20 protein-coding genes are annotated in these 22,639 nt (G+C 69.1%); 10 read left to right on the top strand and 10 right to left on the bottom strand.

The window, feature by feature from the left end:
- Positions 1-2: 2 nt before the first annotated feature.
- From ACWF7A_RS32865 to ACWF7A_RS32875, 3 genes are all read right to left on the bottom strand, one after another.
- Positions 3-884 (bottom strand): carbohydrate ABC transporter permease, encoded by an 882-nt coding sequence (locus ACWF7A_RS32865; protein ID WP_452254394.1) that lies wholly within the window; start codon positions 882-884, stop codon positions 3-5.
- On the bottom strand, positions 881-1,771 hold the full coding sequence (locus ACWF7A_RS32870) for a carbohydrate ABC transporter permease (protein WP_452254395.1): 891 nt from the start codon (positions 1,769-1,771) through the stop codon (positions 881-883). The genes ACWF7A_RS32865 and ACWF7A_RS32870 overlap by 4 nt, the downstream gene beginning before the upstream one ends.
- 77 nt (positions 1,772-1,848) lie before the next feature.
- Complete coding sequence (locus tag ACWF7A_RS32875; RefSeq protein WP_452254396.1) at positions 1,849-3,168, bottom strand: sugar ABC transporter substrate-binding protein; 1,320 nt, start codon at positions 3,166-3,168, stop codon at positions 1,849-1,851.
- A gap of 124 nt (positions 3,169-3,292) precedes the next feature.
- Here ACWF7A_RS32875 and ACWF7A_RS32880 point away from each other — a divergent pair, with 124 nt between their 5' ends.
- The 4 genes from ACWF7A_RS32880 (at position 3,293) to ACWF7A_RS32895 (ending at position 7,112) form a co-directional block, all read left to right on the top strand.
- Positions 3,293-4,081: an IclR family transcriptional regulator gene (locus ACWF7A_RS32880; RefSeq protein WP_452254397.1), complete on the top strand. Its 789-nt coding sequence runs from the start codon at positions 3,293-3,295 to the stop codon at positions 4,079-4,081.
- Positions 4,082-4,122: 41 nt separating this feature from the next.
- On the top strand, positions 4,123-4,947 hold the full coding sequence (locus tag ACWF7A_RS32885; RefSeq protein WP_452254398.1) for an NAD-dependent epimerase/dehydratase family protein: 825 nt from the start codon (positions 4,123-4,125) through the stop codon (positions 4,945-4,947).
- Positions 4,944-6,446 carry an aldehyde dehydrogenase (NADP(+)) gene (locus ACWF7A_RS32890; protein WP_452254399.1) on the top strand — a complete coding sequence of 501 codons (1,503 nt, stop codon included), beginning with the start codon at positions 4,944-4,946 and terminating at the stop codon, positions 6,444-6,446. Before ACWF7A_RS32885 ends, ACWF7A_RS32890 begins: the two co-directional genes overlap by 4 nt.
- A gap of 69 nt (positions 6,447-6,515) precedes the next feature.
- Positions 6,516-7,112 (top strand): class I SAM-dependent methyltransferase, encoded by a 597-nt coding sequence (locus ACWF7A_RS32895; protein WP_452254400.1) that lies wholly within the window; start codon positions 6,516-6,518, stop codon positions 7,110-7,112.
- Here the strand turns inward: ACWF7A_RS32895 and cpt are convergent.
- Together cpt and ACWF7A_RS32905 are read right to left on the bottom strand one after the other, a co-directional pair.
- The gene (gene cpt, locus ACWF7A_RS32900; protein ID WP_452254401.1) at positions 7,109-7,657 is read right to left on the bottom strand and encodes a chloramphenicol phosphotransferase CPT; all 549 of its coding nucleotides are present in this window, start codon (positions 7,655-7,657) and stop codon (positions 7,109-7,111) included. The genes ACWF7A_RS32895 and cpt overlap by 4 nt on opposite strands.
- Positions 7,647-8,975 (bottom strand): NAD(P)-binding domain-containing protein, encoded by a 1,329-nt coding sequence (locus tag ACWF7A_RS32905; protein ID WP_452254402.1) that lies wholly within the window; start codon positions 8,973-8,975, stop codon positions 7,647-7,649. The genes cpt and ACWF7A_RS32905 overlap by 11 nt, the downstream gene beginning before the upstream one ends.
- A 95-nt stretch (positions 8,976-9,070) precedes the next feature.
- On the opposite strand from ACWF7A_RS32905, the gene ACWF7A_RS32910 reads away from it, so the two are divergent.
- From ACWF7A_RS32910 to ACWF7A_RS32935, 6 genes are all read left to right on the top strand, one after another.
- Positions 9,071-10,039: an ATP-binding cassette domain-containing protein gene (locus ACWF7A_RS32910; protein WP_452254403.1), complete on the top strand. Its 969-nt coding sequence runs from the start codon at positions 9,071-9,073 to the stop codon at positions 10,037-10,039.
- Positions 10,036-10,836, top strand: coding sequence for an ABC transporter permease (locus ACWF7A_RS32915; RefSeq protein WP_452254404.1), 801 nt, complete (start codon positions 10,036-10,038; stop codon positions 10,834-10,836). The genes ACWF7A_RS32910 and ACWF7A_RS32915 overlap by 4 nt, the downstream gene beginning before the upstream one ends.
- A gap of 46 nt (positions 10,837-10,882) precedes the next feature.
- Positions 10,883-11,554, top strand: a complete 672-nt coding sequence (locus tag ACWF7A_RS32920; protein WP_452254405.1) for a hypothetical protein — start codon at positions 10,883-10,885, stop codon at positions 11,552-11,554.
- Between the two features lie 10 nt (positions 11,555-11,564).
- The gene (locus ACWF7A_RS32925) at positions 11,565-12,743 is read left to right on the top strand and encodes an RtcB family protein (RefSeq protein WP_452254406.1); all 1,179 of its coding nucleotides are present in this window, start codon (positions 11,565-11,567) and stop codon (positions 12,741-12,743) included.
- 70 nt (positions 12,744-12,813) lie between these two features.
- Complete coding sequence (locus ACWF7A_RS32930) at positions 12,814-13,401, top strand: hypothetical protein (RefSeq protein ID WP_452254407.1); 588 nt, start codon at positions 12,814-12,816, stop codon at positions 13,399-13,401.
- Positions 13,394-14,047, top strand: a complete 654-nt coding sequence (locus ACWF7A_RS32935; protein WP_452254408.1) for a hypothetical protein — start codon at positions 13,394-13,396, stop codon at positions 14,045-14,047. The genes ACWF7A_RS32930 and ACWF7A_RS32935 overlap by 8 nt, the downstream gene beginning before the upstream one ends.
- Before the next feature lie 60 nt (positions 14,048-14,107).
- Here the strand turns inward: ACWF7A_RS32935 and ACWF7A_RS32940 are convergent, their stop codons facing one another.
- The 5 genes from ACWF7A_RS32940 to ACWF7A_RS32960 form a co-directional block, all read right to left on the bottom strand.
- Positions 14,108-14,449 (bottom strand): hypothetical protein, encoded by a 342-nt coding sequence (locus ACWF7A_RS32940; protein WP_093599595.1) that lies wholly within the window; start codon positions 14,447-14,449, stop codon positions 14,108-14,110.
- Positions 14,450-14,602: 153 nt separating this feature from the next.
- On the bottom strand, positions 14,603-18,142 hold the full coding sequence (locus ACWF7A_RS32945; protein WP_452254409.1) for a hypothetical protein: 3,540 nt from the start codon (positions 18,140-18,142) through the stop codon (positions 14,603-14,605).
- Between the two features lie 51 nt (positions 18,143-18,193).
- Entirely contained in the window at positions 18,194-18,961 is a 768-nt protein-coding gene (locus ACWF7A_RS32950; protein ID WP_452254410.1) for a GntR family transcriptional regulator, read from the bottom strand.
- Positions 18,962-18,992: 31 nt separating this feature from the next.
- Positions 18,993-19,778, bottom strand: a complete 786-nt coding sequence (locus ACWF7A_RS32955; RefSeq protein WP_452254411.1) for a glutamate ABC transporter substrate-binding protein — start codon at positions 19,776-19,778, stop codon at positions 18,993-18,995.
- A gap of 220 nt (positions 19,779-19,998) precedes the next feature.
- Positions 19,999-22,638, bottom strand: coding sequence for a bifunctional acetate--CoA ligase family protein/GNAT family N-acetyltransferase (locus tag ACWF7A_RS32960; protein WP_452254412.1), 2,640 nt, complete (start codon positions 22,636-22,638; stop codon positions 19,999-20,001).
- Position 22,639 lies beyond the last annotated feature (1 nt).

Below are 22,639 nucleotides of genomic sequence, written 5' to 3' on the forward strand. Positions count from 1 at the left end.
ACTCATCCCTTGATCGCTCCGGTGGTGATCCCACGCAGGAAGGACTTCTGCAGCGACAGGTACACGACCAGGCTCGGTACCAGCGCCAGCAACGCACCGGCCAGCACGATGCCCGTTCCGACCATGTCGTCGGACCGGAGCGCGAGAAGTGCGACCGTGAGCGTGTAATCGGAGGGGTCAGCGGCGACGATCAGGGGGAGCAGGTACTGCTCCCAAATCATGTTGAAGCCGAACACGGCGATGACGCCGAGCGCGGGCTTGCACAGCGGGAGGATGATCTGCGCGAAGAGGCGCAGCTCCCCGGCACCGTCCACTTTGGCCGCCTCCTCCAGTTCGCCGGGGATCTCCTTCATGAACTCCGTCATGACGAAGATGGAGAAACCCCAAGCCCCCAGCGGGAGGATGACGCCGAGCAGGGTGCCCTTCAGACTCACGTGCACCAGCGGTAGGTCTCCGATCACCAGCGACAGCGGGATCGCGATGACCTCCTCCGGCAACATCATCGTGGCGAGAATGACCAACAGTGCGATGGCCTGACCGCGGAACTTCTTGCGCGCCAACGCGTATGCGGCGAAAACGCTCACCGCCAGCTGCAACAGCAGCGCACCACCCGCGATGACCAACGAGTTCATCAGGTAGTGCCAGATCTTGTTCTCCGCCGCGACCTGGAAGTTGATCAGCGACGGGTTGTCCGGGATCACCGACAGCTTGGTCGGGTCCGGGTTGTGGTCGAACGCGCCGGAGAAGATGACCAGCAGCGGGCCGCAGAAAAGGATTACAGCGAGGGCGCTGAAAAGAAACCGGATGCCCTTGCTCACCCACGCGTCCGGACGGGCGGACCAGCCGATGGCGCTGTCGAAGCGGCTTGAGTTCACGGTGCTCATCGCGCTTCCCTCCTGCGGCGGTACCACTGCACGCTGACCGTCAGAATCAAGGTAACCAGGAACAACAGCACAGAACCAGCCGAGGCGAGTCCGGCTTCGGACTGTTCGAACGCCGTGGTGTAGACGCGGGTCATCCAGACGTCGGTCGATCCGGCCGGGCCACCGCCGGTGAGCACGTACACCTCGGTGAAGACGCGCAGGCCGCGGATCGCCGCCAGGGTCAGCAGGATCGTGATGACCGGGCGCAACGCGGGGAGCGTGACGTTCCAGATCCGTTGCGGCGTCGAGGCGCCGTCGATCGCGGCGGCCTCGTACTGCTGGCGGTCGATGCCGGCGAGCCCGGCGAGGATGAGCACCATGTCGTACGGCGCGTGCTTCCAGATGCCGACGAACATGACCGACACCAGCGAGGTGTCGGTGCTGTGGATGTACTCCCAGGGCCCGAGGCCGACCCACGAGATGAGCTCGTTGAGGAAGCCTTCGGGCGCCGGGTAGAAGAACAGCCGCCAGATCTCACCGATGACCGCGGTGGCCGCCACGACGGGCAGGAACACCGCGGACCGGACGAACCACAGCGACTTGGTGTGGCCTTCGAGCAGCAACGCGAGGAAGAAGCCGATCACCATCGCACCGACCGTCTGACCGCCCGCCAGCACGAGGGTGTGCCAGCTGGCGGTCAGGAACTTCTCGTCCCGCAGGATCGTCGCGTAGTTCTCGAAACCGACGAAGATGTCCCCGAGGAACGGCCGGACCTCGAACAGCGAGAGCCGGATGCCCTCGGCCATCGGGATGAACTTGAAGACCAGGAAGATCAGCGCGGCGGGGAACAGGAAGAGCCACGGGACGTAGGTGGCTCCCGTGAGGCGGCGCCGGCGGCGCCGCCTCACGGGGTGGGTTTCGACGGCACCGCCGCCACTAGCCGTCGAGCCCACGTCTCGGGTGTCGCCGAGTGATCGAACAGCCGTCACTTCGACGCCTTCTGGTTCTCGAGTTCCTTCTTGAGCGACTCCGCCAGCGCCTTCAGCTCGACTGAGGAGTCAGCGGGGCACTTCGCGAAGATGGAGTTGAGGGTCTCCGAGGTCTTCTGCCGGAACGGCGCGAAGTTCGGGACGCTGGGGAACGGCCGCGCCTCGCTGGAGTACACGCCCGCCACCGTCGCCCAGCGCGGGTCCTTGTACGTCGCGTTGACGTCGACGGTCTTGTTGACGGGCAGGCGCACGACCGGCTGCGGGTCGCCCTTCATGCCGGCCTGCTGCGCCTCGGGCGTGATCAGGTACTCGGCGAGCTGCTTCTGGTCGGCGGTCTTCGCGGAGCCGGCCATCTGGTAGATGTTCTCGCCCTCGCCGAGCACCGTGGCACCGGCCGGGCCCTTCGGCGACGCGATGACCTCGTACTTGTCCTTGCCGACCGACTTGTCGAAGCGGCCGATCATGTACGGGCCGGTGAGGTAGATGCCGCTCTTGCCGGACTCGAACAGCGGGTGCGCGTCGTTCGTGCCGAGGGTCAGCGAGCCGGGCTGCATGACCTTGTCCTCGCAGAAGAGCTTGCGCAGCCGGTCGACGGCCCTGGTCGACTCCGGCGAGTCGATGCCGACGCGGAACTTGCCGTCGCCCTCGTCCTCGAGGATGTCGCCGCCGCCCTGCCAGATGTAGCTCGACGCCCACCACGCGAGGTAGCCGCGGTCGGTCGTTCCCGGCACGAGCATGCCGTAGGTGTCGTTCTGCCCGTTGCCGTCGGGGTCGTTGAAGGTGAACGCCTTCGCGAGGTCGTCGAGCTCCTCCCACGTGGTGGGGATCGGCTTGCCGAGCTTCTCGCGCCAGTCCTTGCGGATCAGCGTGACCATCGCCTGGGTGGAGTAGGGGATGGCGTAGAACTTGCCGTCCGCGCCCTTCCCGTTGTTCCACGCGCGGTCGACGACGTCGGCGCTGCCCGCGACGGCGTCGCGGTCGACCTCGGTCGTCCAGCCCTGCTTGACGAAGTTGCCGAGCGAGCCGGTGTCGGTGATGACGACGTCGGGGAGGTCCTTCGACGCGGCGCGCTGCTGCACCTGCTTGTCGAAGTCGTTGAAGATCGGCTTGTAGTCGACCTGCACGCCCGTCTTCTCGGTGAACGACTTGAAGATCTTCTCGTAGACCTTCGCGGTGGCCTCGGTGGAGCGGGTCCACACCTCCAGAGGCTTGTTCGGGTCCTTGCTCGACGCCGTCGTGCTGCCACCGCTGCCGCATCCCGCGAGCAGCGCGGCCACGCCGAGCGTGGCGAGTGTTGTGGCAGTTCTACGGCGCATCGTCGAAGCCCTTCGCGTTCAGATATGTGAACCTGGGTCGTACTTGTGAACCTGCTGCAGGACTGTAAGAATCAGCACAGCAACGTGTCAAGGGCAAGTTGCTTAACTGTTTCGAGGAGGTCAGGTGGCGTCGCCGATCGACAAGGGCACAGCCCGCCCGGGCGCGGTGAAGTCCGCCGACCGCACGGTGGAGCTGCTCGAAGTGCTGTCCGCGTCAGACCGCAGACTGACGCTGACCGAGCTGCACCGCGAGCTCAGCTACCCCAAGTCCAGCCTCTACATGCTGTTGCAGACCCTCGTGGCGCGCGGCTGGGTGGAGGTCGACTCGGACCGGGGCACCTACGGCATCGGCGTGCGCGCACTGCTCGTCGGTACGTCCTATTTGGACCACGACCCCGTTGTGCGGGCGGCGATCCGCGTGATGGAGCAGGTCCGCCAGGACATCAACGAGACCGTGCACCTTGCCCGTTTGGACGGTGGGGACGTCGTCTACCTGGCGAGCCGCGAGTCCGAGCACCACCTGCGCGTCGTCTCGCGCGTCGGCCGCCGGCTGCCCGCGCACTCCACGTCGCTCGGCAAGGCCGTGCTCTCGACGCGCACCCCGGAGGAGGTCGACCTGATCCTCCCCGACGTGCTGGCGCCGCTGACCCCCAACACCGTGATCGAACGGGCAGCGCTGCACGAGCAGCTCGCCGGGTTCCGCAACGTCGGGTACGCCCACGAACGCGAGGAGAACACCCCCGGCCTGGGCTGCTTCGCCGTGGCACTGCCCTACCGCAACCCCGTCCTGGACGCGATGAGCTGCTCGGTCCCGCTGGGCAGGCTGACCCCGGAGCACGAGCGGCAGGTCATCTCCGCCCTGCTCGACGCCGCCAGGACGATCACCGAACTCCTCCGCCAGTTCGGCCGCTGATCTCCACCGACAAACCTGATCAAGACGGAGGGTTCCCACCCGTGACCGCACGCATCCTGATCACCGGCGCCGGTGGCGGGGTGGGAACGCTGATGCGTTCCCGTCTCGCCGCGGAAGGCCGTCTCCTGCGGCTGCTGGACATCGCGGAGCTTCCCGCGGCCGCCGACGGCGAGAACGTCGAGCTCGTCGAGGCCTCGGTGACCGACATGGCCGCGATGGAGGCGGCGTCGAAGGACGTCGACGCGGTGATCCACCTCGGTGGCCACAGCCTCGAGGAGTCGTGGGACAAGATCCTGCGCGTCAACATCGACGGCACGCACACGGTGCTGGAGGCCGCACGGCGTGCCGGCGTCCGCCGCGTGATCCTGGCCAGCTCGAACCACGCCGTCGGGTACCTCGAACGGGCCGACGGCGAGGCCGGTGATTACGCGTTCCCCCGCCCGGATACCTACTACGGTGTGTCCAAGGTGGCGTTGGAAGCGCTCGGCTCGCTGTACGCCGACCGCTACGGCATGGACGTGATCGCGATCCGCATCGGTTCGTGCTTCGAGAAGCCGAAGGACGTGCGGATGCTGTCGACGTGGATGTCACCGGACGACGGCGCACGCCTGTTCGAGGCGTGTCTTTCCACCCCGTCACCGGGTTTCCGCGTGGTGTGGGGTGTCTCGGACAACAAGCGCGGCTGGTTCTCGCTCGACGAGGCCCGCGCTCTCGGTTACGAGCCGCGGGACGACTCCGAGGTGTACGCGGCCGCGGTGCTGGAGCAGCACGGTGAGCTCGACCCCTCGTCGCCCGCGGCGAGGTACGTGGGCGGGGTCTGGTGCGGCCCCGATTTCGACACGGCAGTCAAGGAGGCAGGGCGTTGAGCCACGGCGTGCAGGGCTACAACCCGCGGACCGGTGAGCCGTACGGCGAACCGGTCGCGAAGACCCCCGACAGCGAGGTGGACCGCATCGCGACCGCCGCGGCCACCGCGTTCTCGGCGTGGTCGGTCGTTCCGGCGGCGGATCGTGCCGTGGTGCTGGAGAAGGTCGCGGACGCGCTGGACGCCGAGTCGGCGCTGCTCGTCGAGACGGCGGACAGCGAGACGGCGCTGGGCGTGCCGCGGCTGACGACCGAGCTCAAGCGCACGACGAACCAGCTGCGGCTGTTCGGCGAGGTGCTGCGCGAGGGCAGCTACGTCGAGGCCACCCTGGACACGGCGAACCCGGACATCATCCCGCCGCGGCCGGTGCTGCGGCGCGTGCTCCGTCCTCTGGGGACGGTCGCGGTGTTCTCCGCGTCGAACTTCCCGTTCGCGTTCTCGGTCGCCGGTGGTGACACGGCGTCGGCGCTGGCGTCCGGCTGTTCCGTTGTGGTGAAGGCACATTCGGCCCACCCGTCGACGTCGCGGGAGACCGCGCGCGTGGTGATCGACGCGCTGCGCGAGGCCGGTGCGCCCGAGGGCGTGTTCGGGATCGTGTACGGCACCGAGTCCGGTGTCGCGCTGGTGAAGCACTCCGCGGTGCGCGCGGTCGGGTTCACCGGCTCGACCGGTGGCGGCCGGGCGTTGTTCGACCTGGCGCAGGGCCGTCCGGACCCGATCCCGTTCTACGGCGAGCTCGGCAGCGTGAACCCGACGGTGATCCTGCCCGGCGCGGCGACCCCGGAGATCGCCGCGGGCTTCGCGCAGTCGCTGGTGATGGGCGTCGGGCAGTTCTGCACGAACCCCGGACTGGTGTTCGCGCCGGAGTCGATCGTGCCCGCGCTGGGCGAGGCGGTCGCCGCGTCGTCCGGTGGCGCGATGCTGAACGAGCGGATGTGCGACTCCTACAAGGCGGGCACGGACGCGCTGGCGGCGTCGGACCTCGTCTCCGTGGTGTCCACGGGTACCCGCCCGGACGAGGCGTGGGCCGTGGCACCGCTGCTGTTCAGCACGTCGGTGAAGGTGTTCGAGGAGAACCTCGAGAAGCTGACCGAGGAGCACTTCGGCCCGGCCGCGCTCGTCGTGACGTACTCGTCGCCGGCGGAGCTGCACTCGGTGCTCGCGAAGCTGCCCGGCACGCTGACCGGCACGGTGCACGCCGCCGAGTCGGACCACGCGGAGGCCGGTGACGTCGCCGAGATCCTGCGGCGCGTGGCGGGCCGGATCATCTTCAACGCCTGGCCGACCGGTGTCGCCGTGGCGTGGGGCCAGCACCACGGTGGCCCGTGGCCGTCGACGACGAACCCGCTGCACACGTCAGTGGGTGCCACGTCGATCCGCCGCTGGATCGCGCCGGTGACGTACCAGTCCTGGCCGGACGCGTTGCTGCCCGCGGAGCTGCAGGACGCGAACCCGCTCGGCATCCCGCGCCGGATCGACGGAGTGCTGGGCGTCCACTAGGAGTCTCCCGGACGAACGGGGCCGCTGACATCATGTCGGTGGCCCCGTTTTTCGTTGGGAGGACGTGGAATGGTCGGTCGCCGCGCATACGACTTCATGTACCGGACGTGGGCGCCCTGGGAGGGCGGGGCGCGGTCCGAGCTCGTCGAGCTGGTGACCTCCGGACGGATCCCGCCGGGTCGCGCGATCGACCTCGGCTGCGGCAGCGGGGCGAACTCGATCTTCTTGGCAGAGCGCGGTTTCGCCGTGACGGGCGTGGACCACTCCCCCGTCGGCCTGGAGAAGGCCCGGCGCGCGACACCGCCGTCGTTGTCGGTCGAGTGGCTGCCCGGTGACCTGACGGCCCCCTCGATCCCCGGCGTCTCCGGGACGTTCGACCTGCTCGTCGACTACAGCGTGCTGGACGATCTGCGCGGACCGGCGGTGGACGCCATGGCGGCGACGGTGCACCGGCTGTCGCACCCCGGCTCGGTGTTCCTGATGTGGTGCTTCTACGACGAGATCCCGTGGTGGAAGCGTCGTGGTGGCCGGTTCCCCGGTCTCGGCGCGGGCGAGGAGCACCGGTTGTTCGGCGAGGCGTTCGAGATCGAACGGCTCGCGAAACCCACGCACGGCAGCGGGTTCGGCTGCTTCCTGATGACCCGCTGTCAGGCGGCGGGGCGTTAGGCGACCTGGGCGGCGATCACCCGTGCACACTCGACCGCCTCGGCCTTCGCGGTGTCGACCTCGACGTCGTAGCTCATGCCGCGGTGCACCAGCTCGGCCTGCGCCTCGGCCATCCCGGCGACCCGGTCGCCACGGGCGAGCTCCCGTCCCGCGGCGACGGCGGCGTCGCACCGCACCCCGACCCACAGCACGTCGAACCCGGCCAGCGCGGTCTCCCACCGCCGCCGCGACTCGGCCCCGCCGAGGCACACGTCGTCCACGATCACCCGTGCCCCGGCGCGGACCATCGCGGCGACGCCGGCCATCCACGCGTCCTCGAGCAGCCGGAACTCGGCCCCGACGCTGACGTCGCCGCCGAGGTCTCCTTCTGGGAACCCGATCCCCTCCGACCCGAGCCGCAACCGCGCGGGCATCACGTCGATCAGCGTGTCGACGCCGATCGCCAGCCAGGCCTGCGGCAACACGGCCTGCAGGCACCGCGCGATGCCCGACTTGCCGGAGCTGGACCCACCGTTGAGGACGATCACCTGAGCGCTAGACGACACGCTCCGACCGTACCCACGCGCGGCGTTCCTGAAGCAGCTCGCGCTGGTAGCCGAGGAAGTCGACCTCCAGGGTGTGCCGCTTCGACCTCACGTACCGGCGCCGCAGCTTCTCCCGGTACGACGTGATCTCGGCCTTCATCTCCGGCACCGGGGGCAGGGCGCCGCGGCCGGAGACCAGGTCGGCGATCCACTCCGCCTGGGCCTCGGCCAGCGGCATGATCGCCCCCAGTGGCTGGATCAGGCCGAGGAAGTACAGCCCGGGATGCGCCGGGTCCACGACCCGGCGGTACAGCGACATCTCGTTGTCGGCGGAGGACACCGCGGGGAACTCCGTGAGATCCAGAAACGGGAACTCCACCTTGTAACCGGTGCAATAGACGATCACGTCGACGTCCTCGCGGGACCCGTCGGCGAACACGACCCCGGACCCGTCGAGCCGTTCGACGTTCGGCTTCACGGTGATGTCGCCGTGCCCGAGCCGCGTCAGCAGGTCGTCGGACACGGTCGGGTGCGCGGCGAGGATGGCGTGCGACGGTTCGGGCAGGCCGTAGTCGGTGAGCTTGCCCCGGGCCAGGCGCAGCATCACCCGCAGCGACAGCGCCTGCAGCCACGCCGGCGCGAACCGGGCGAGCGGCGAGGTCGTCAGGTGGTCGGTCGGCATGCCGAAGAGGTACTTCGGCATGATGTGCGCGCCGCGGCGCATCGCCAGGAACGTGCGCGCCGAGACGCGGGACGACTCGACGGCGATGTCGCAGGCGGAGTTGCCGATGCCGAGGACCAGCACCTTCTTGTCCGCGAACCGTTCGGGCGTCTTGTAGAAGTGCGCGTGCGTCTGCTCGCCGTCGAACGTGCCGGGGAACGCGGGCTCGGGCAGCCGGGGCGACCAGTGGTGCCCGTTCGCGACGATCACCGAGCGGTAGACGGCCGAGGTCTCCTCACCGGTGTCGCGATCGCGCGTCGTCACGGAGTAACCGCCCGGCGCGGCGGACACGGAGGTGACCTCGGTCCGGAACCGGATGCGGTCGCGGAACCCGTGGTGCTTCACGAAGTCGTCGAAGTACTCGGCGATCTGGAAGTGCGACGGATAGGCGGGCAGGTGCGACGGCATGGGGAAGGACTTGAACTCCATCATCTGCCGCGAGGTGTTGATGTGCAGCGACCGGTAGGCCGAGGACATCCCGTTGTCGTTGAGATAGCGCCAGTTGCCGCCGATCTCCGACCCGGTCTCGAAGCAGTCGAACTCGATGCCGCGGGCACCGAGCACCTGACATGCGGCGATGCCGGACGACCCCGCCCCGATGACGCACACGCGCTCCATGGCTGAAGTATTTTCACGTTCACTGCGGCTGTCAATCATCGGGGTGCGTCCGGAAACGGGACGAAAATGTCGGACCGGACGGCCATGATGCCCGCATGACAGACGCGATCGTGGCCGAAGGCCTGATCAAACGTTATGGGAAGGTCGTCGCGCTCGACGGGTTGGACCTGCGCGTCCCCGAGGGCACCATCACGGGTCTGCTCGGGCCGAACGGCGCGGGCAAGACGACGGCGGTCCGGGTGTTCACCACCCTCCTCGAAGCCGACGCGGGCCAGGCGCGCGTCGCCGGGCTCGACGTGCGCACGCGGGCGGACGAGCTGCGCGGGAAGATCGGTCTCTCCGGCCAGTACGCGGCCGTCGACGACAACCTCACCGGGTTCGAGAACCTCGACATGGTCGGCAGGCTCTACCACCTGGGCCGTGCCCGGAGCCGGGAGCGGGCCCGCGAGCTGCTCGCCCGGTTCGACCTGGAGGACGCCGCGGACCGTCCGGTGAAGGGCTACTCCGGCGGCATGCGGCGCCGGCTCGACCTCGCGGGCGCGCTCGTCGCGAAGCCGGAGGTGCTGTTCCTCGACGAACCGACGACGGGCCTCGACCCGCGGTCGCGCCTCGGCATGTGGGACGTGATCGAGGAGCTCGTCAAGGTCGGCACGACGGTGCTGCTCACCACGCAGTACCTGGAGGAGGCCGACCGGCTCGCCGACCAGATCGCCGTCATCGACCGCGGCGTGGTGATCGCCGAGGGCACCTCCGACCAGCTCAAGGACCAGGTCGGTGGTGAGCGCCTCGAACTGTCCGTGGCCACGTCGACCGAGCTCGGCACCGCGAGGAGCGCGCTCGCCGGCCTCGCCGTCGGCCAGATCGGGTCCGACGACCGCCAGCACCACCTCACCGTGCCGGTCACGGGCGGGTCCGCGGTGCTGATGGAGGCGATCCGGATCCTCGACGCCGAGTCGGTGAAGGTGCTCGACATCGGGCTGCGCAGGCCGACGCTCGACGACGTGTTCCTGACCCTGACCGGCCACCACGCGGGCGACGAGTCCGAAGGCGAGGACGAGAAGTGAAGCTGCTGCAAGCGCTTGCGGACGGCGGGGTCGTCGCCAAGCGCAACCTGATCAAGATCAAGCGGGTGCCGGACCTGCTCGTGTTCTCGACCGCGGCGCCGATCATGTTCGTGCTGCTGTTCGCGTACGTGTTCGGCGGCTCGATCCAGATCCCCGGCATGGACTACCGCGAGTTCCTGATGGCGGGCATCTTCGCGCAGACGGTGCTGTTCGGCGCCACCATCACCGGCAGCGGTCTCGCCGAGGACATGACCAAGGGCATCATCGACCGGTTCCGCTCGCTGCCGATGGCCCGCTCGGCCGTCCTGGTCGGCCGCACGACCTCCGACCTGGTGAACAACGCGCTGGTCATCGCCATCATGATGATCACCGGCGTGATCGTCGGCTGGCGCATCCACTCGTCACCGCTGGAGGCCCTCGCCGCCGTCGGGATCCTGCTGCTGTTCGCCTACGCGTTCTCGTGGGCGATGGCGTGGATCGGGCTGCTGGTGCGCAGTCCCGAGGTGTTCAACAACGCCAGCTTCATCTTCCTGTTCCCGATCACCTACATCGCGAACACGTTCGTGCAGTCGGAGAACCTCCCGGCGGGCCTGCGCCACGTGGCCGAGTGGAACCCCGTCTCGGCCGTCACGCTGGCCGCCCGCGAGCTGTTCGGCAACACCTCTCCCCTGCAGCAGGCGCCGGACGTGTGGCCGTTGCAGCACCCGGTGCTCGCCTCGCTCGGCTGGGTGGTGATCTTCCTGCTGGTCTTCGTTCCGCTGGCCAACCACCAGTACAAGCGAGCGGTCGCCCGCTGAGTGGGACGGGGTGCGCTCGCCGGGTTCGCCCAATACGTTGTGCGCCATGCGAAATCTTCTCGTGGCAGTCACGTCGGTACTGGCGTTCGCGGTCTCCACGGGCACGGCGGCGGGCGCGCCGCTGCCGGGCCCGGAGATCTTCGCGACGAACAACACCGCGATCATCACGGACCCCGCCGACCCCCGGTTGCGGGACCGGCTCGTGCGGTTCGACCACGAGGTCCGCGGCATCGTGCGCTCGAACGGCGGCCACACCACGCGGTCGACGTTGCTCGACGGCGTGTTCTGGTCGAGCGACCTCCAGCAGACGACGTTCGAACGCTCCCGCAAGTTCGACGTCACCCTCGGCGCGGAAAGCCTGCGGCACACCGCATCGGTGATCGCGAAGCAGTTCCGGCAGGAGGCAGTGCTGACGTTCCGCTTCCTGCCCGCGAACTCCCCCGCCGTCGACGCCGTGCAGGTCGAGGTCGACGGCGTCACCGCCCAGCAAGTCCGTGAAGGCCTCCTCGACGACGCCGTCGTACGAGAGAAGCTCGGCGGCGGCAGCGTCACGTTGCAGGGCAAGGCGATTCTCATCGCGTCCGTCGACGATCTGCCGACCGTGCGCGCGTTCGTCACGAAGATCGGCGGCGACGTCCGCAAGGCGAAGGTGCGCAAGGGCGCGTGGGAGTTCGTCGGCGCGGAAACTCCTTTGTCGAACGGGCGAAGCGCCGCCTAACCTCGTCGGCATGGCAGCAACCCTGGTCCGCGGCCAGAACGTGGACATTCGCATGTGGACTCGACCGGACGAGGTCGAGGAGTTCGCCATGCGGCAGCTGCAGAACATCTCCTCGCTGCCGTGGGCGTTCAAGCACATCGCGGTCATGCCCGACGTGCACTACGGCAAGGGCGCCACGGTGGGTTCGGTGATCGCGTTGCGCGACGCCGTCTCCCCCGCGGCCGTCGGTGTGGACATCGGCTGCGGCATGACCGCCGTGCGCACCTCGCTCACGGCGAGCGACCTGCCGGCGACGCTGCGCGGTCTGCGGTCCCGCATGGAGGCCGTGGTCCCCGTCGGTTTCGGCCAGCACAAGGCGACGGCGTTCACCGAGAGGGACGCGTCCGACTGGGGCGCGTTCTGGAGGAGGTTCGACGACCTCACTCCCGTCGTGAAGGCGCGCGCCGACAAGGCGATGCACCAGATGGGCACGCTCGGCGGTGGCAACCACTTCCTGGAGGTCTGCCTGGACGGCGACCAGCAGGTGTGGGTCATGCTGCACTCCGGGTCGCGGGGCATCGGCAACGAGCTGGCGCAGCACCACATCGCGGTGGCACGCACGCTCGCGCACAACGCCGAGCTGCCGGACCCGGACCTCGCCGTGTTCCTGTCGGGCACGCCCGAGATGGCCTCGTACCGTCACGACCTGTACTGGGCTCAGGACTACGCGCGACGCAACCGCGCGGTCATGCTGCGCCTGGTCTGCGACGTGCTGCGCGCCGAGTTCCCGCGGATCGTCTTCGAGGAGCCGATCACGGCGCACCACAACTACGTCTCCGAGGAGAACCACTTCGGCGAGGACGTGCTGGTCACGCGCAAGGGTGCGATCCGCGCGGGCCGGGGCGAGCTGGGCATCATCCCCGGTTCCATGGGCACCGGGTCGTACATCGTGCGCGGGCTCGGCAACCCCGACTCGTTCGAGTCGGCGTCGCACGGCGCCGGCCGCAGGATGTCGCGCAACAAGGCCCGCAAGACGTTCACGACGCAGGATCTCGCCGACCAGACAAGTGGTGTCGAGTGCCGCAAGGACTCCGGTGTCGTGGACGAGATTCCGGGCGCCTACAAGGACATCGACACCGTGATGGCGAACCAGTCCGACCTGGTCGAGGTGGTCGCGAAGCTCAAGCAGGTGGTTTGTATCAAGGGTTGATGTTTCCCTTGTGAGTGAACGGGAAAGCCTCCCGGACAGCCAGAGAGTTTGCCTGTCTTGGAGGTTTTCCATGTCAACGGGCGCCATCATCGGCGTTGTGGTCGCGGTTATCTTGGTGCTGGTCGTCCTCGCCTTCGTGCTGAGGCCCGCCATGCAGCGCAAGAAGCTTCGCGACCGCTTCGGCCCTGAATACGACCGCGCGGTCACCGAGAGCGACAGCAGAACGGCCGCGGAGAAGGAGCTCGCCGAGCGCGAGCACCGCCACAGCGAGTTCGACCTGAAGCCGCTCTCCCCGACGGCGCAGGAGAGCTACCGCCGGCACTGGGCGACCGTGCAGGCGAAGTTCGTCGACTCGCCGGAGAGCGCCATCGCCGATGCCGACCGCCTCGTGACGGATCTGATGGCCGAGCGCGGGTACCCCACCGAGGGGTACGAGGCGCAGCTGAGCGTTCTGTCCGTCGAGCACGCCAAGACGCTGGAGCACTACCGCAAGGCGCACGACATCTCGGAGCGCCAGGAGATCGGCGAGGCGAGCACCGAGGACCTGCGCACCGCGATGGTGCACTACCGCGAGCTGTTCACCGATCTGCTCGAACACGGATCGGCGCCGAGCAAGAACACCAGGGAAGCCGTGCGGAAGGAGAAGACCGATGTCTGAGGCACCGAGTCACGCCGCTGGGGTTCCCACCCCGGCCCGGACGAACGCCGAGCGCACCCCGCAGACCGAGCGCATGCCGCAGCAGGCGCAGCGCACGGACGAGGCCCAGCGTTTGGACTCACAGCGTTCCGACGCCCAGCGGGCCGAGGCGCAGAGGACCGACGCTCACCGCTCCGACACCCAGCGCACTGACGCGCAGCGTGTGGAAGCACAGCGGACCGAAGCGCAGCGCACCGACGCTCAGCGCGCAGACGGTCAGCGGACCGACGCCCAGCGCACCGATGCACAGCGGACCGATGCACAGCGGACCGATGCACAGCGCGCTGAAGGTCAGCGGACTGACGCTCAGCGGACCGAGCACCAGCGCGCCGAGCACCGCGGCACCGACTCCGAGCGCACCGGCCACCAGTCGATCGGCAAGCTCGAGGACGAGTGGCAGGCCGTGCAGTACGAGTTCGTCGACGACCCGAAGGCGGCCGTCCGCAAGGCGGACGACCTCGTCACGCGCGCGATCGAGGAACTGAACACACGGCACCGCTCCCTCACCAAGCAGCTCGAGGGAAACAGTGATCCACAGACCGAGGACCTGCGACTGGCTCTCCACCGCTATCGGGAACTCTTCAAGTCGCTGGTCGCCGTCAAATAAGTGCTGGAAGCCCCGGCGCCGTGGCCGTAACAGGTGGCGGCGCCGGCAGGCATGTCCGGACTAGCTGGGAAGTTCGCGGATCTCCATCTCGAGGACGTCGATCTCGTCGCTGATGGCCTCGTCGAGCATGTCGTCCAGCAGCTTGCGGCACTCCGCCGATCCGCACCGCGGCAGTCCCGCCCCGAACCTCGGCACCTGCTCCCACCACACCGCGGGGTTGTTCCAGAACGAGCCGGAACCCTGGTCGACGCCTTCGAGGCACCGCAGCCTCTGGTCGCTCGCCGGGAGGGCCCGAACGAACTCGATGAACAACGCCAGCGCGTCGGGATTGCTCACCGGGACCGCGCCGTAGCCGCGCAGACAGTCCTCGAGTTCTGCGAGGAACTCCGCCTTGAAGGACACGGCACACCCCCGCTCCACCGCACCGTTGCGGTCGTCCTGAAGTTCGTGCCAACAACAGTACCTCCGCGGCTCGAACGGGAAACGAGTGCGAACGGGCGGTATCTTCCTGCGCCCGCACGGGGTCCGGTGACCCGCAGTCACTTCACCTGGTGGTCATGTTCCCTCGTGGGAGACGTAGCGGGACACGAGGAAACCGTTGTCCAGCTTGACGATCTGCGCCACGACGAGCTTGTCGGCCGGGTCCGCGCCGGACGTGCCGCTCGAGCCGGTCCGGTCGAACGTCAGCCTCCCGGACGCGCCTGGGAAGTCACGCAAAGTGCGCAGCTTCTCGTAGACGTTTTCTCGTGACGCCCCAACGGAGGTCTGGCGCGCGACGACGCTGACGGCGTCGTAGGCGAGCAGAACGTGTCCGTTGGGGCCCGAAAGGAATGCCCGCCGCGCGTGCTTCTTCTGGGCGGCCTCGTACGTGGTGAAGAACTGTTGCGTCGGCTGGGGAATCGGTTCGCGGCCCGGCGTCCACGCGAACGTCGTGAAGTAGAGCCGGCCGTCGGCGAATCGTTTGATGTCTTCCAGATCCGTGAAGTTCGTCGTCTCGAGCTGGGTGAGGTCGTCCCCGCCGAACACGACGGGGTCGGTGCAGTTGCTGTGGCTGAGCTCGGTGAGCAGCCCGCCGACCTCCGCGGTGCGGCCCGTGTAGAGGATGAGCGGGTTCGGTGACTTCTGGCAGATGTCCGTGACGACCTGACCGAGCTGCGTGGTGACGGCGCTGGCGGTCTCGTCGTAGTCGTGCCGTTCGGGCCCGAGGACGTCCTGGTACTGCTCGGCCAGATCCGAGCTGTACTCGTCACCGGGGCTGCGCACGAGGTGGATCGGGCGGCCTCGCAGCGCTTCGGTGCGGTCGATGACGCGCGCGGCGACCTGGGCCTGGCGGTCGTTGGCCGGGGCGACGCGGAAGAAGTACGGCTTCTGGCTGAAGTTCGTCGACGACAGGGACGAGCCGACCATCGGGATTCCCCGCGGGTGGTCCTTGGACGGGCCCAGCACGGCGAGCGCGGACTGGGTGGTCTCGCGGCTCTGGCCGAGCCCGGTCACGGCGATCACCGACGGGTCGCGCTCGGCGTAGGCGCGGATCTGCTCGGCGACCTTCTCCGCGTACTTGGACTCGCCGCCGAAGTTCGCGAGAACGAGACGCACCAACGGGTTGCGGCCGAGCCCGTCGAGCTGGTTCCAGTCGCGCTGGGCGAGGTACGCGCCGCGCAGCTCGTTCACGCCGGCGGACAGGTCGCGTTTCACGCGTTCACCGGAGCTGAGCATGGTGGCGACGACGATGGTGATGACCGAGCGGTCCTTCACCTTGGCGGCGCGGGCGTTCTCCTCGGCGATGAGCTTCGCGAGCTCCTCGACCTCGGCGTCGTCGTTGTTCTGCGTGGCCGGGTCGCCGTACGCGAACCTGCCGGGCTTCTCGCTCAGGCCGACGCACTGCACCCCGTCCATCTTGGACAGTCGCAGGCGCGCGCCGGAGAGGTCCGCGACGAGCTCGGAGGGTTCGAGAACGCCGTAACGCAAGCAGTTCGTGCTGCTTTGGAGGTAGAAAGCCGCGCCGTACAACACAAGCAGCACCACGACGAGGTAGGCGACCACACGGCGTACCGAGTTGCGGCCGGGCCAGCGCCGCGGATACGGGAACCTGCCGACCGTGGACGGGCGCGGCAGCGACACAGGCGGTGACGCGGGAGTGTTGTGTTCGAGCGCGCGTTTCATGGCCCGGTAGGCGGTCAGCCGTTCCTCGGCACCGTCGAGCTCCTGATGGGCGCGCAGGACCCGGTCGTACATCTCGACGGTCGGGCGGTCGGTGCGGGTGCGGGAACGCAGTTCCCACGTCGCGATCACCGCGTCCTCCAGCAGGCCCGTCTCCGGGCGCACCACGCTGTCGTAGCGGCGGTGCAGGTTGCGCGTGGTGCCGCTTCTCAGGCGCTCCCACCACGTGCGCGGCTCCTCGGGGTGCTCCGGTTCCTCGCCGGGTGGCATCGGCGCCTCGGCGATGGCGGCGAGCTCGGCGATCCAGCGGTCGCTGCGTTCGTCGACGTGCGGGCGCAGCCGATGCGCGACGAGGTGGACTTGGCCGAGCGCGAGTGCGTGGTACAGCGCGTCTTCGCGCTGCCCGAGGCTGTCGTAGCGGTCCTTGAGCAACCGGTGGACGTTCGCGTGCGAGAACGGCTGGTCCGGCGCGACGTCGCGAAGCCTGCGGGCGAGGAGGTCGCGCAGCAACGGGTGCAGCACGAAGTTGTCGCCGTCCTGGCCGACGAAGCTGAGCTGTGCCAGCAGGGCCCGCATGTTCTCTGCCGACCACGACGGCGGCAGCAGGGCGCGGATCACGTGCCGGTCGAGCACGCGCGGGGCCGCGAGGCGGGCGAAGATCTCGCGCGCGGCCTCGCGTTCGGGCATCTCCTCGGTGCCCGGGATCCGTTGGAAGAAGCGGAGAAGCAGGTAGTCGCCGACCGTGGCGTCCTGGAACGTCGTGGTCTCGTCGACGGGCAGCCGTTCGTCGAAGACCGAGCGCACCGACGGCAGCACCTGGTCGCGCGCGAACACGAACTGCACCAGCTGGATCGCGAGCCGCACCGCGAGCGGGTGGCCGTGCGTGACCTCGTGCAGCTCCTCCACGAGCGCCTCGGACTCGACCGTGCTGTTGCGGGTGCGGTTCCACTCCGCGAGGAACTGCCGGGTCTGCGCGAGCGTGAACGGCTCCAGACGCACCGGCTTGAAGACCTCGTTGTCCGGCAACGAGGGCGCGGACTGCTTGGTGGCAATGACGAGCAGCGGCACGTGGGGTTCCTCGGCACGTCGTTCGGCGAGGAGGCTGAGGAAGTCGGTCGGCCGCGCGGAGGGCCGTGGCCGTTTCGGCGGCAGGTAGGAGTCGATGCCGTCGAGCAGGTCGGCGCCGTCGAGCAGCAGGAGGCTGTTCATCCTGCGGTAGCGGCGGAACCGGTAGGCGGCGGTGATGTCGGCGAGGAAGGCGGCGACGAGCAGGCGGTCGATCGCGAGGGTGTCGCCGGCGCGGCGGAGGTTCCACATGTGCACGAGCGCGGCGTCGAACTTCGGGCGTCCGGCGTAGTTCTCGAACCAGCGCAACGCACTCGCGACCCGCGGGCCGCCCAGCAGCCAGCGCAGCGGGCGTGGCGCGACGACCGCGAGTCCGATGAGCCACAGCAGCAACGGCCGCAGCACCTTGCCGAGCCCTTGGGCGGGCGGCAGCATCTCGACGACCTCGGCGGCGTCCGCGACCGCGACGAGCCGCGTCATCTGCTTGGCCGCGAGCTCGCGGGCGCGGTGGTGCGGGTCGTCGGTGTGGTCGGTGTCCGCTTCTGGATGCAGCGCGAGGCGGGCGAGGTCGTAGCGCGGCAACCGCATTCGGCCGAACTCGGCGTGCTGGTAGGACCGCAGCTGCTCGGCGGCGACGTCGAGGATGTCCTTGCAGGAACGGGATCCGGCCTTGTCGAGGTCGACCATGGCCGTGGGCGCGTCGTGGTAGCGGCGGTGGACGTGGTCGAGCAGCGAGGTCTTGCCGCTGCCGCCGGGGCCGAACGCGACGATCACCGGCAGGGGGTGACTCGCGCGGCGCTCCACCAGGGACTCCACCAGTGCGGTGATGTCGTCCCTGCCGACGAGCCCGATCTCCGGTTCCAGCGCCATGATCTTCAGACGCTTCCGGGGCCGGTTGTGTTCCGTTCCGAATGAATCGGACTAGCGGTCGGCGTGCAGCCTCGCGACGAAGCTGAACCGGTCACCGCGGTAGAGCGACCGGGCGCGTTCGATCGGGTGCCCGTCGACGTCGTAGGAGACGCGGTGCAGCAACAGCATGGGCAGCGCCGGGTTCGTGCCGATCAGCAGCGCCTCGCGGGGCGTGGCGAGCACCGTCTCGACGCGTTCCTCGGCCTCGGCGAAACGCACGCCGAGCCGTTCGGTGAGGCACGCGTAGAGCGAGCCGGCGGGGTCGAGCTTCTCCAGCAGGTCCGGGAAGCGGCGCAGGCTGAGGTACGTCGACTCGAGGCCGATGCGCTCGTCGTCGGCGAGCAGGACGCGTTCGAGGTGGACGATCGGGTCGCCGGGTTCGAGCATCAGGTCGCGGGCGAGGCCCTCGTCGGCGCCGAGCTCCTCGACCGTGATGACCGTGCGGTTCGGCTCGACGCCCTGCCTGCGCATGCCCTCGGTGTAGCTGACCAGCGACAACGGCTGGACGAGCTTCGGCGGCGCGACGAACGTGCCGCTGCCCTGGCGGCGGATGAGCTTGCCTTCGAGCACGAGCTCGCTGACGGCCTGGCGGAGCGTGACGCGCGACACGGAGAACCGTTCGGCGAGCTCGCGTTCGGACGGCAGGACGGTGCCTTCGCCGAGGTTCTCGACGAGGTCGAACAGCTCGGCCTTGACCGCGTAGTAGCGCGGGACTCGGCCGTGTTCTGGGATGCCCGCGCGAACGGGTCGATCAGCGCGGTGCGGCGGGACGCGGTTCACGTGGCGTGAGCCTACGTGACGCCCCGTGTGATCACGGGGCCAGCTTGGGCGGGTCGGGGATCTTGTAGCCGGAAGATCCGATGTTCTGCTCGAGCGACTTGCGCCAGGCACCCGTGTCGATCATCTTCTGCATCGCGGCCTGGACCTTGGCCTTGCTGCCCGGGTCGTCGCGGTGCAGGCCGACGCCGTACTCCTCCTTGCTGAACGGGTCGCCGACGACCCGCAGGAGCTCGGGGTTCTGGGCGGCGTAGCCCGCGAGCAGCACGTCGTCGGTGGTGACGGCGTCGACGTTCTCCGCGAGCAGCGCCGTGACGCAGTCGCTGAACTTGGCGTACTCGACCATCTTCACGTCCTTCGCGAACTGGTCGCGGACGTACTCGGCGGACGTGGAGCCGGCGGTCGAGCACAGGCGGAGGCTGGAGTTGAGCGACTTCGGACCGTCGATGCGGCTCTCGTTCATGCGCACCAGCAGGTCCTGGCCCGCGACGAAGTACGGGCCGACGAAGTCGACGATCTGCTTGCGCTTGTCCGTGATCGAGTAGGTGGAGACGACCATGTCGGCCTCACCGCTGGTCAGGAGCGTCTCGCGGTTGCCCGGCTGCGCTTCCTTCCAGGTGATGTTCTGCTCGGAGACGCCCAGCTCGCCCGCGATGTACTTGGCGACGTCGACGTCGAACCCGCGGTAGCTGCCGTCGAGCCTGCGCACCGACAGTCCCGGCTGGTCGTAGGACACGGCGATGACCATGCGGTCGCTCGAGCTGACCTTGCTGGCCATGCCCGACCCGCCGCCGCCCGCACACGAGGCCAGCAGGAGCACGGCCGCGCATGTTGCCGCGACCAGGCGGAGAAGTGCTCTCGGCGTCATTCGTCCCTCTTACCGCGGTCATCCACTCAGGGTTATTCCACGGGCATGCGCCTGCGCACCTTGGTCGGCGCTGCCCGGTGATGCGGGAAACCTAAGCGGCGGCAGGACGCATGTCCATACTTCCGCGCGAATGAAACATCGGAATCGTTGCGGTAACTCATCAGTCACGCGGTCATCGCAAACGGCGCGGACCGGCGTCGTGCAGGGACGGAGGAGGGCCGATGACGATGCGCGCGCTGCTCACGAAAGCTCCTGCGGCAGAAGCAAGAACGGGTTCGAGCTTGAGCGAACGCACCTCCGGAAGGTCCTCAGCGAGTGCCGCCAAACGGAGTACCAGTTCCTGAAGTGCTTTCAGGTCCGCGGGTTCGTCGCCCCGGTACCCGGTGAGCAGAGGCGCTGCTTTCGGTGCGGCAACGAGTTCCGCCGCGTCGACGTCGGTGAGGGGTACCGCCCGGTAGGCCCGGTCGCCGAGGAGGTCGCTGACGAGACCGGACAGTCCGAACCAGACCAGCGTGCCGAAGCTCGGGTCGTCCTGCAGGCCCAGGACGCAGCTGACTCCCTTGGGCGCCATGCGTTGCACGTACACGCCCGGTTTGCCGGAGAGCGCGGCGAGGTCGTGGTAGGCGGCCCTGACCGACTCCCGCTGGGCGACGTCGAGGCGGACGCCGACGAGGTCGGTGCGGTGGCGCAGGCGTTCGCTGGTGGCCTTCATGGCGACGGGGTAGCCGAGCTCGTCCGCCGCCTCGACGGCCTCCTGCTCGGTGCAGGCGATGCGGAACGGGACGACGTCGATGCCGTAGCACTCCAGCAGTTCGACGGCCTTGCGGTCGTCGAGGCGGACCTCGCTCGCCGGGCTGTCCACAATGGACCTCGCCCGGTCGAGGTCGATGCCCTCGGGCCGCACGAAGGTGCCCTGCGGTGCGGCCCGCCAGCGGGCGTAGCGGACCGTGCGGGCCAGGGCGAGCACGGCGCGTTCGGGACTGGCGTAGCTGGGGATCGAGCCCTTGCCGGGCATCTTCAGCTCGTCCGGGATGCCCTCGACCGCGAGGAACGTGGAGACGATCGGCTTCGTGCGGTGCGCGGCCTCCTTGAGCGCACGGGCGTAGGCGGCGCCGGGGACCGCGATCGGGGGCACGAACACGACGACGAGGGCGTCGGTGTCGTCGCGGTCCAGGGCCTGCTGGACGGCCTTCGCGAACTCCTCCGGGGTGGCCTGGGCGCCGACGTCGACGGGGTCGCCCGCCAGGTCGAGGTCCTGGGCGAGCAGCGTGTCGGCGGCGAGCAGGCCGATCGCCGTGGAGTTGCCGACGACGGCGACGCGCTTGCCCGTGGGCAGCGGCTGGTGGGCGAGCAGGAGCGCGGTGTCGAACAGCTGGGCCAGCGAGTCGACCCGGATGACGCCTGCCTGCTCGAACAGGGCCTGGACGCTCGTTTCGTCGACCTTGGCGGCGGTGGCGGCGAGGCCGGGAGCGACGGCGTGCCGGCCGGACTTCACCGCGACGATGGGCTTGGTGCGGCCGAGCCTCCTCGCGAGCCGCGCGAACTTGCGCGGGTTGCCGAACGACTCCAGGTAGAGCAGCACGACGTCGGTGGCGGGGTCGGTCTCCCAGTACTGCAGCATGTCGTTGCCGGAGACGTCGGCGCGGTTGCCGGCCGAGACGAACGTGGACAGGCCGAGGCCCCAGCCCGCGGCGTTGGCGAGGATGGCCGTGCCGAGGGCGCCGGACTGGCAGAAGAAGCCCGCGCGGCCCCGTTGCGGCAGCTTGGGGGCGAGGCTCGCGTTGAGGCGGACCTTCGGGTCGAGGTTGAGCACGCCCAGTGCGTTGGGACCGACGACGCGCATGCCGTGCGCTCTCGCTTCCGCCGCGAGCCTGCGTTCGGCCGACAGCCCGTCAGGTCCCGTCTCGCCGTAGCCCGAACTGACGACGACGAGCGCCTTGACGCCCTTGGCGAGGCACCCGTCCATGACCTCGTCGACGCTGGCGGCGGGCACGGCGACGACGGCGAGGTCGACGTCGTCGGGGATGTCGAGCACGGTCGGGTAGGCGCGGACGCCCCGGACGGCCCGGTGCTCGGCGTTGACGGGGTAGACGGGTCCGTTGAAGTCGGCTTCGAGGAGGTTCTTGAGGACCGCGTGCCCGATCTTGGTCGGGTCGGTGGACGCGCCGATGACGGCGACGCTGCGGGGATGCAGCAGGTTGTGCACGCTGCGGGCCTCGGCGGCCTGCTCGCGGGCCCTGGCGACGGCGACGGACTCGTCAGTGGGGTCGATCGCGAACTCCAGGTGCAGCACGCCCTCCTCGAACGCCCTGCTGACCTGGTAGCCGGCGTCGCGGAACACCCGCACCATCTGCCCGTTCTCGGCGAGCACCTCGGCCTCGAAACGAGTGAGCCCGGTCTCCCGTGCCGCGGCGGCGAGGTGTTCGAGCAGGATGCTGCCCAGCCCGCGCCCCTGGTGCCCGTCCTCGACGACGAACGCGACCTCGGCGCTGTCCCCGCGATGGCCCTCGCCGCGCAGCCGGTCGAACCGGCCGACAGCGACGATCTCGTCGCCCAGCAACGCGATGAGAGCCACCCGGTCGTGGTGGTCGACGGTGCTGAACCGTTCGAGGTCGCGCTGCGGGATCCGCGGGTACGGCCCGAAGTACCGGAAGTACCGCGTCCGTTCCGACAGCCGCCCGTGGAACTCGCGCAGTTTCTCGGCGTCGTCCGGCGTGATGGGACGGAGGTGCACGGTGCCGCCGTCGCTCAGGACGACGTCGGCCTCCCAGCTCCTCGGGAAGTCGAACGGATCTCTCGCACTGTCCGGCACT

Source organism: Lentzea sp. NPDC055074, from assembly GCF_053608005.1.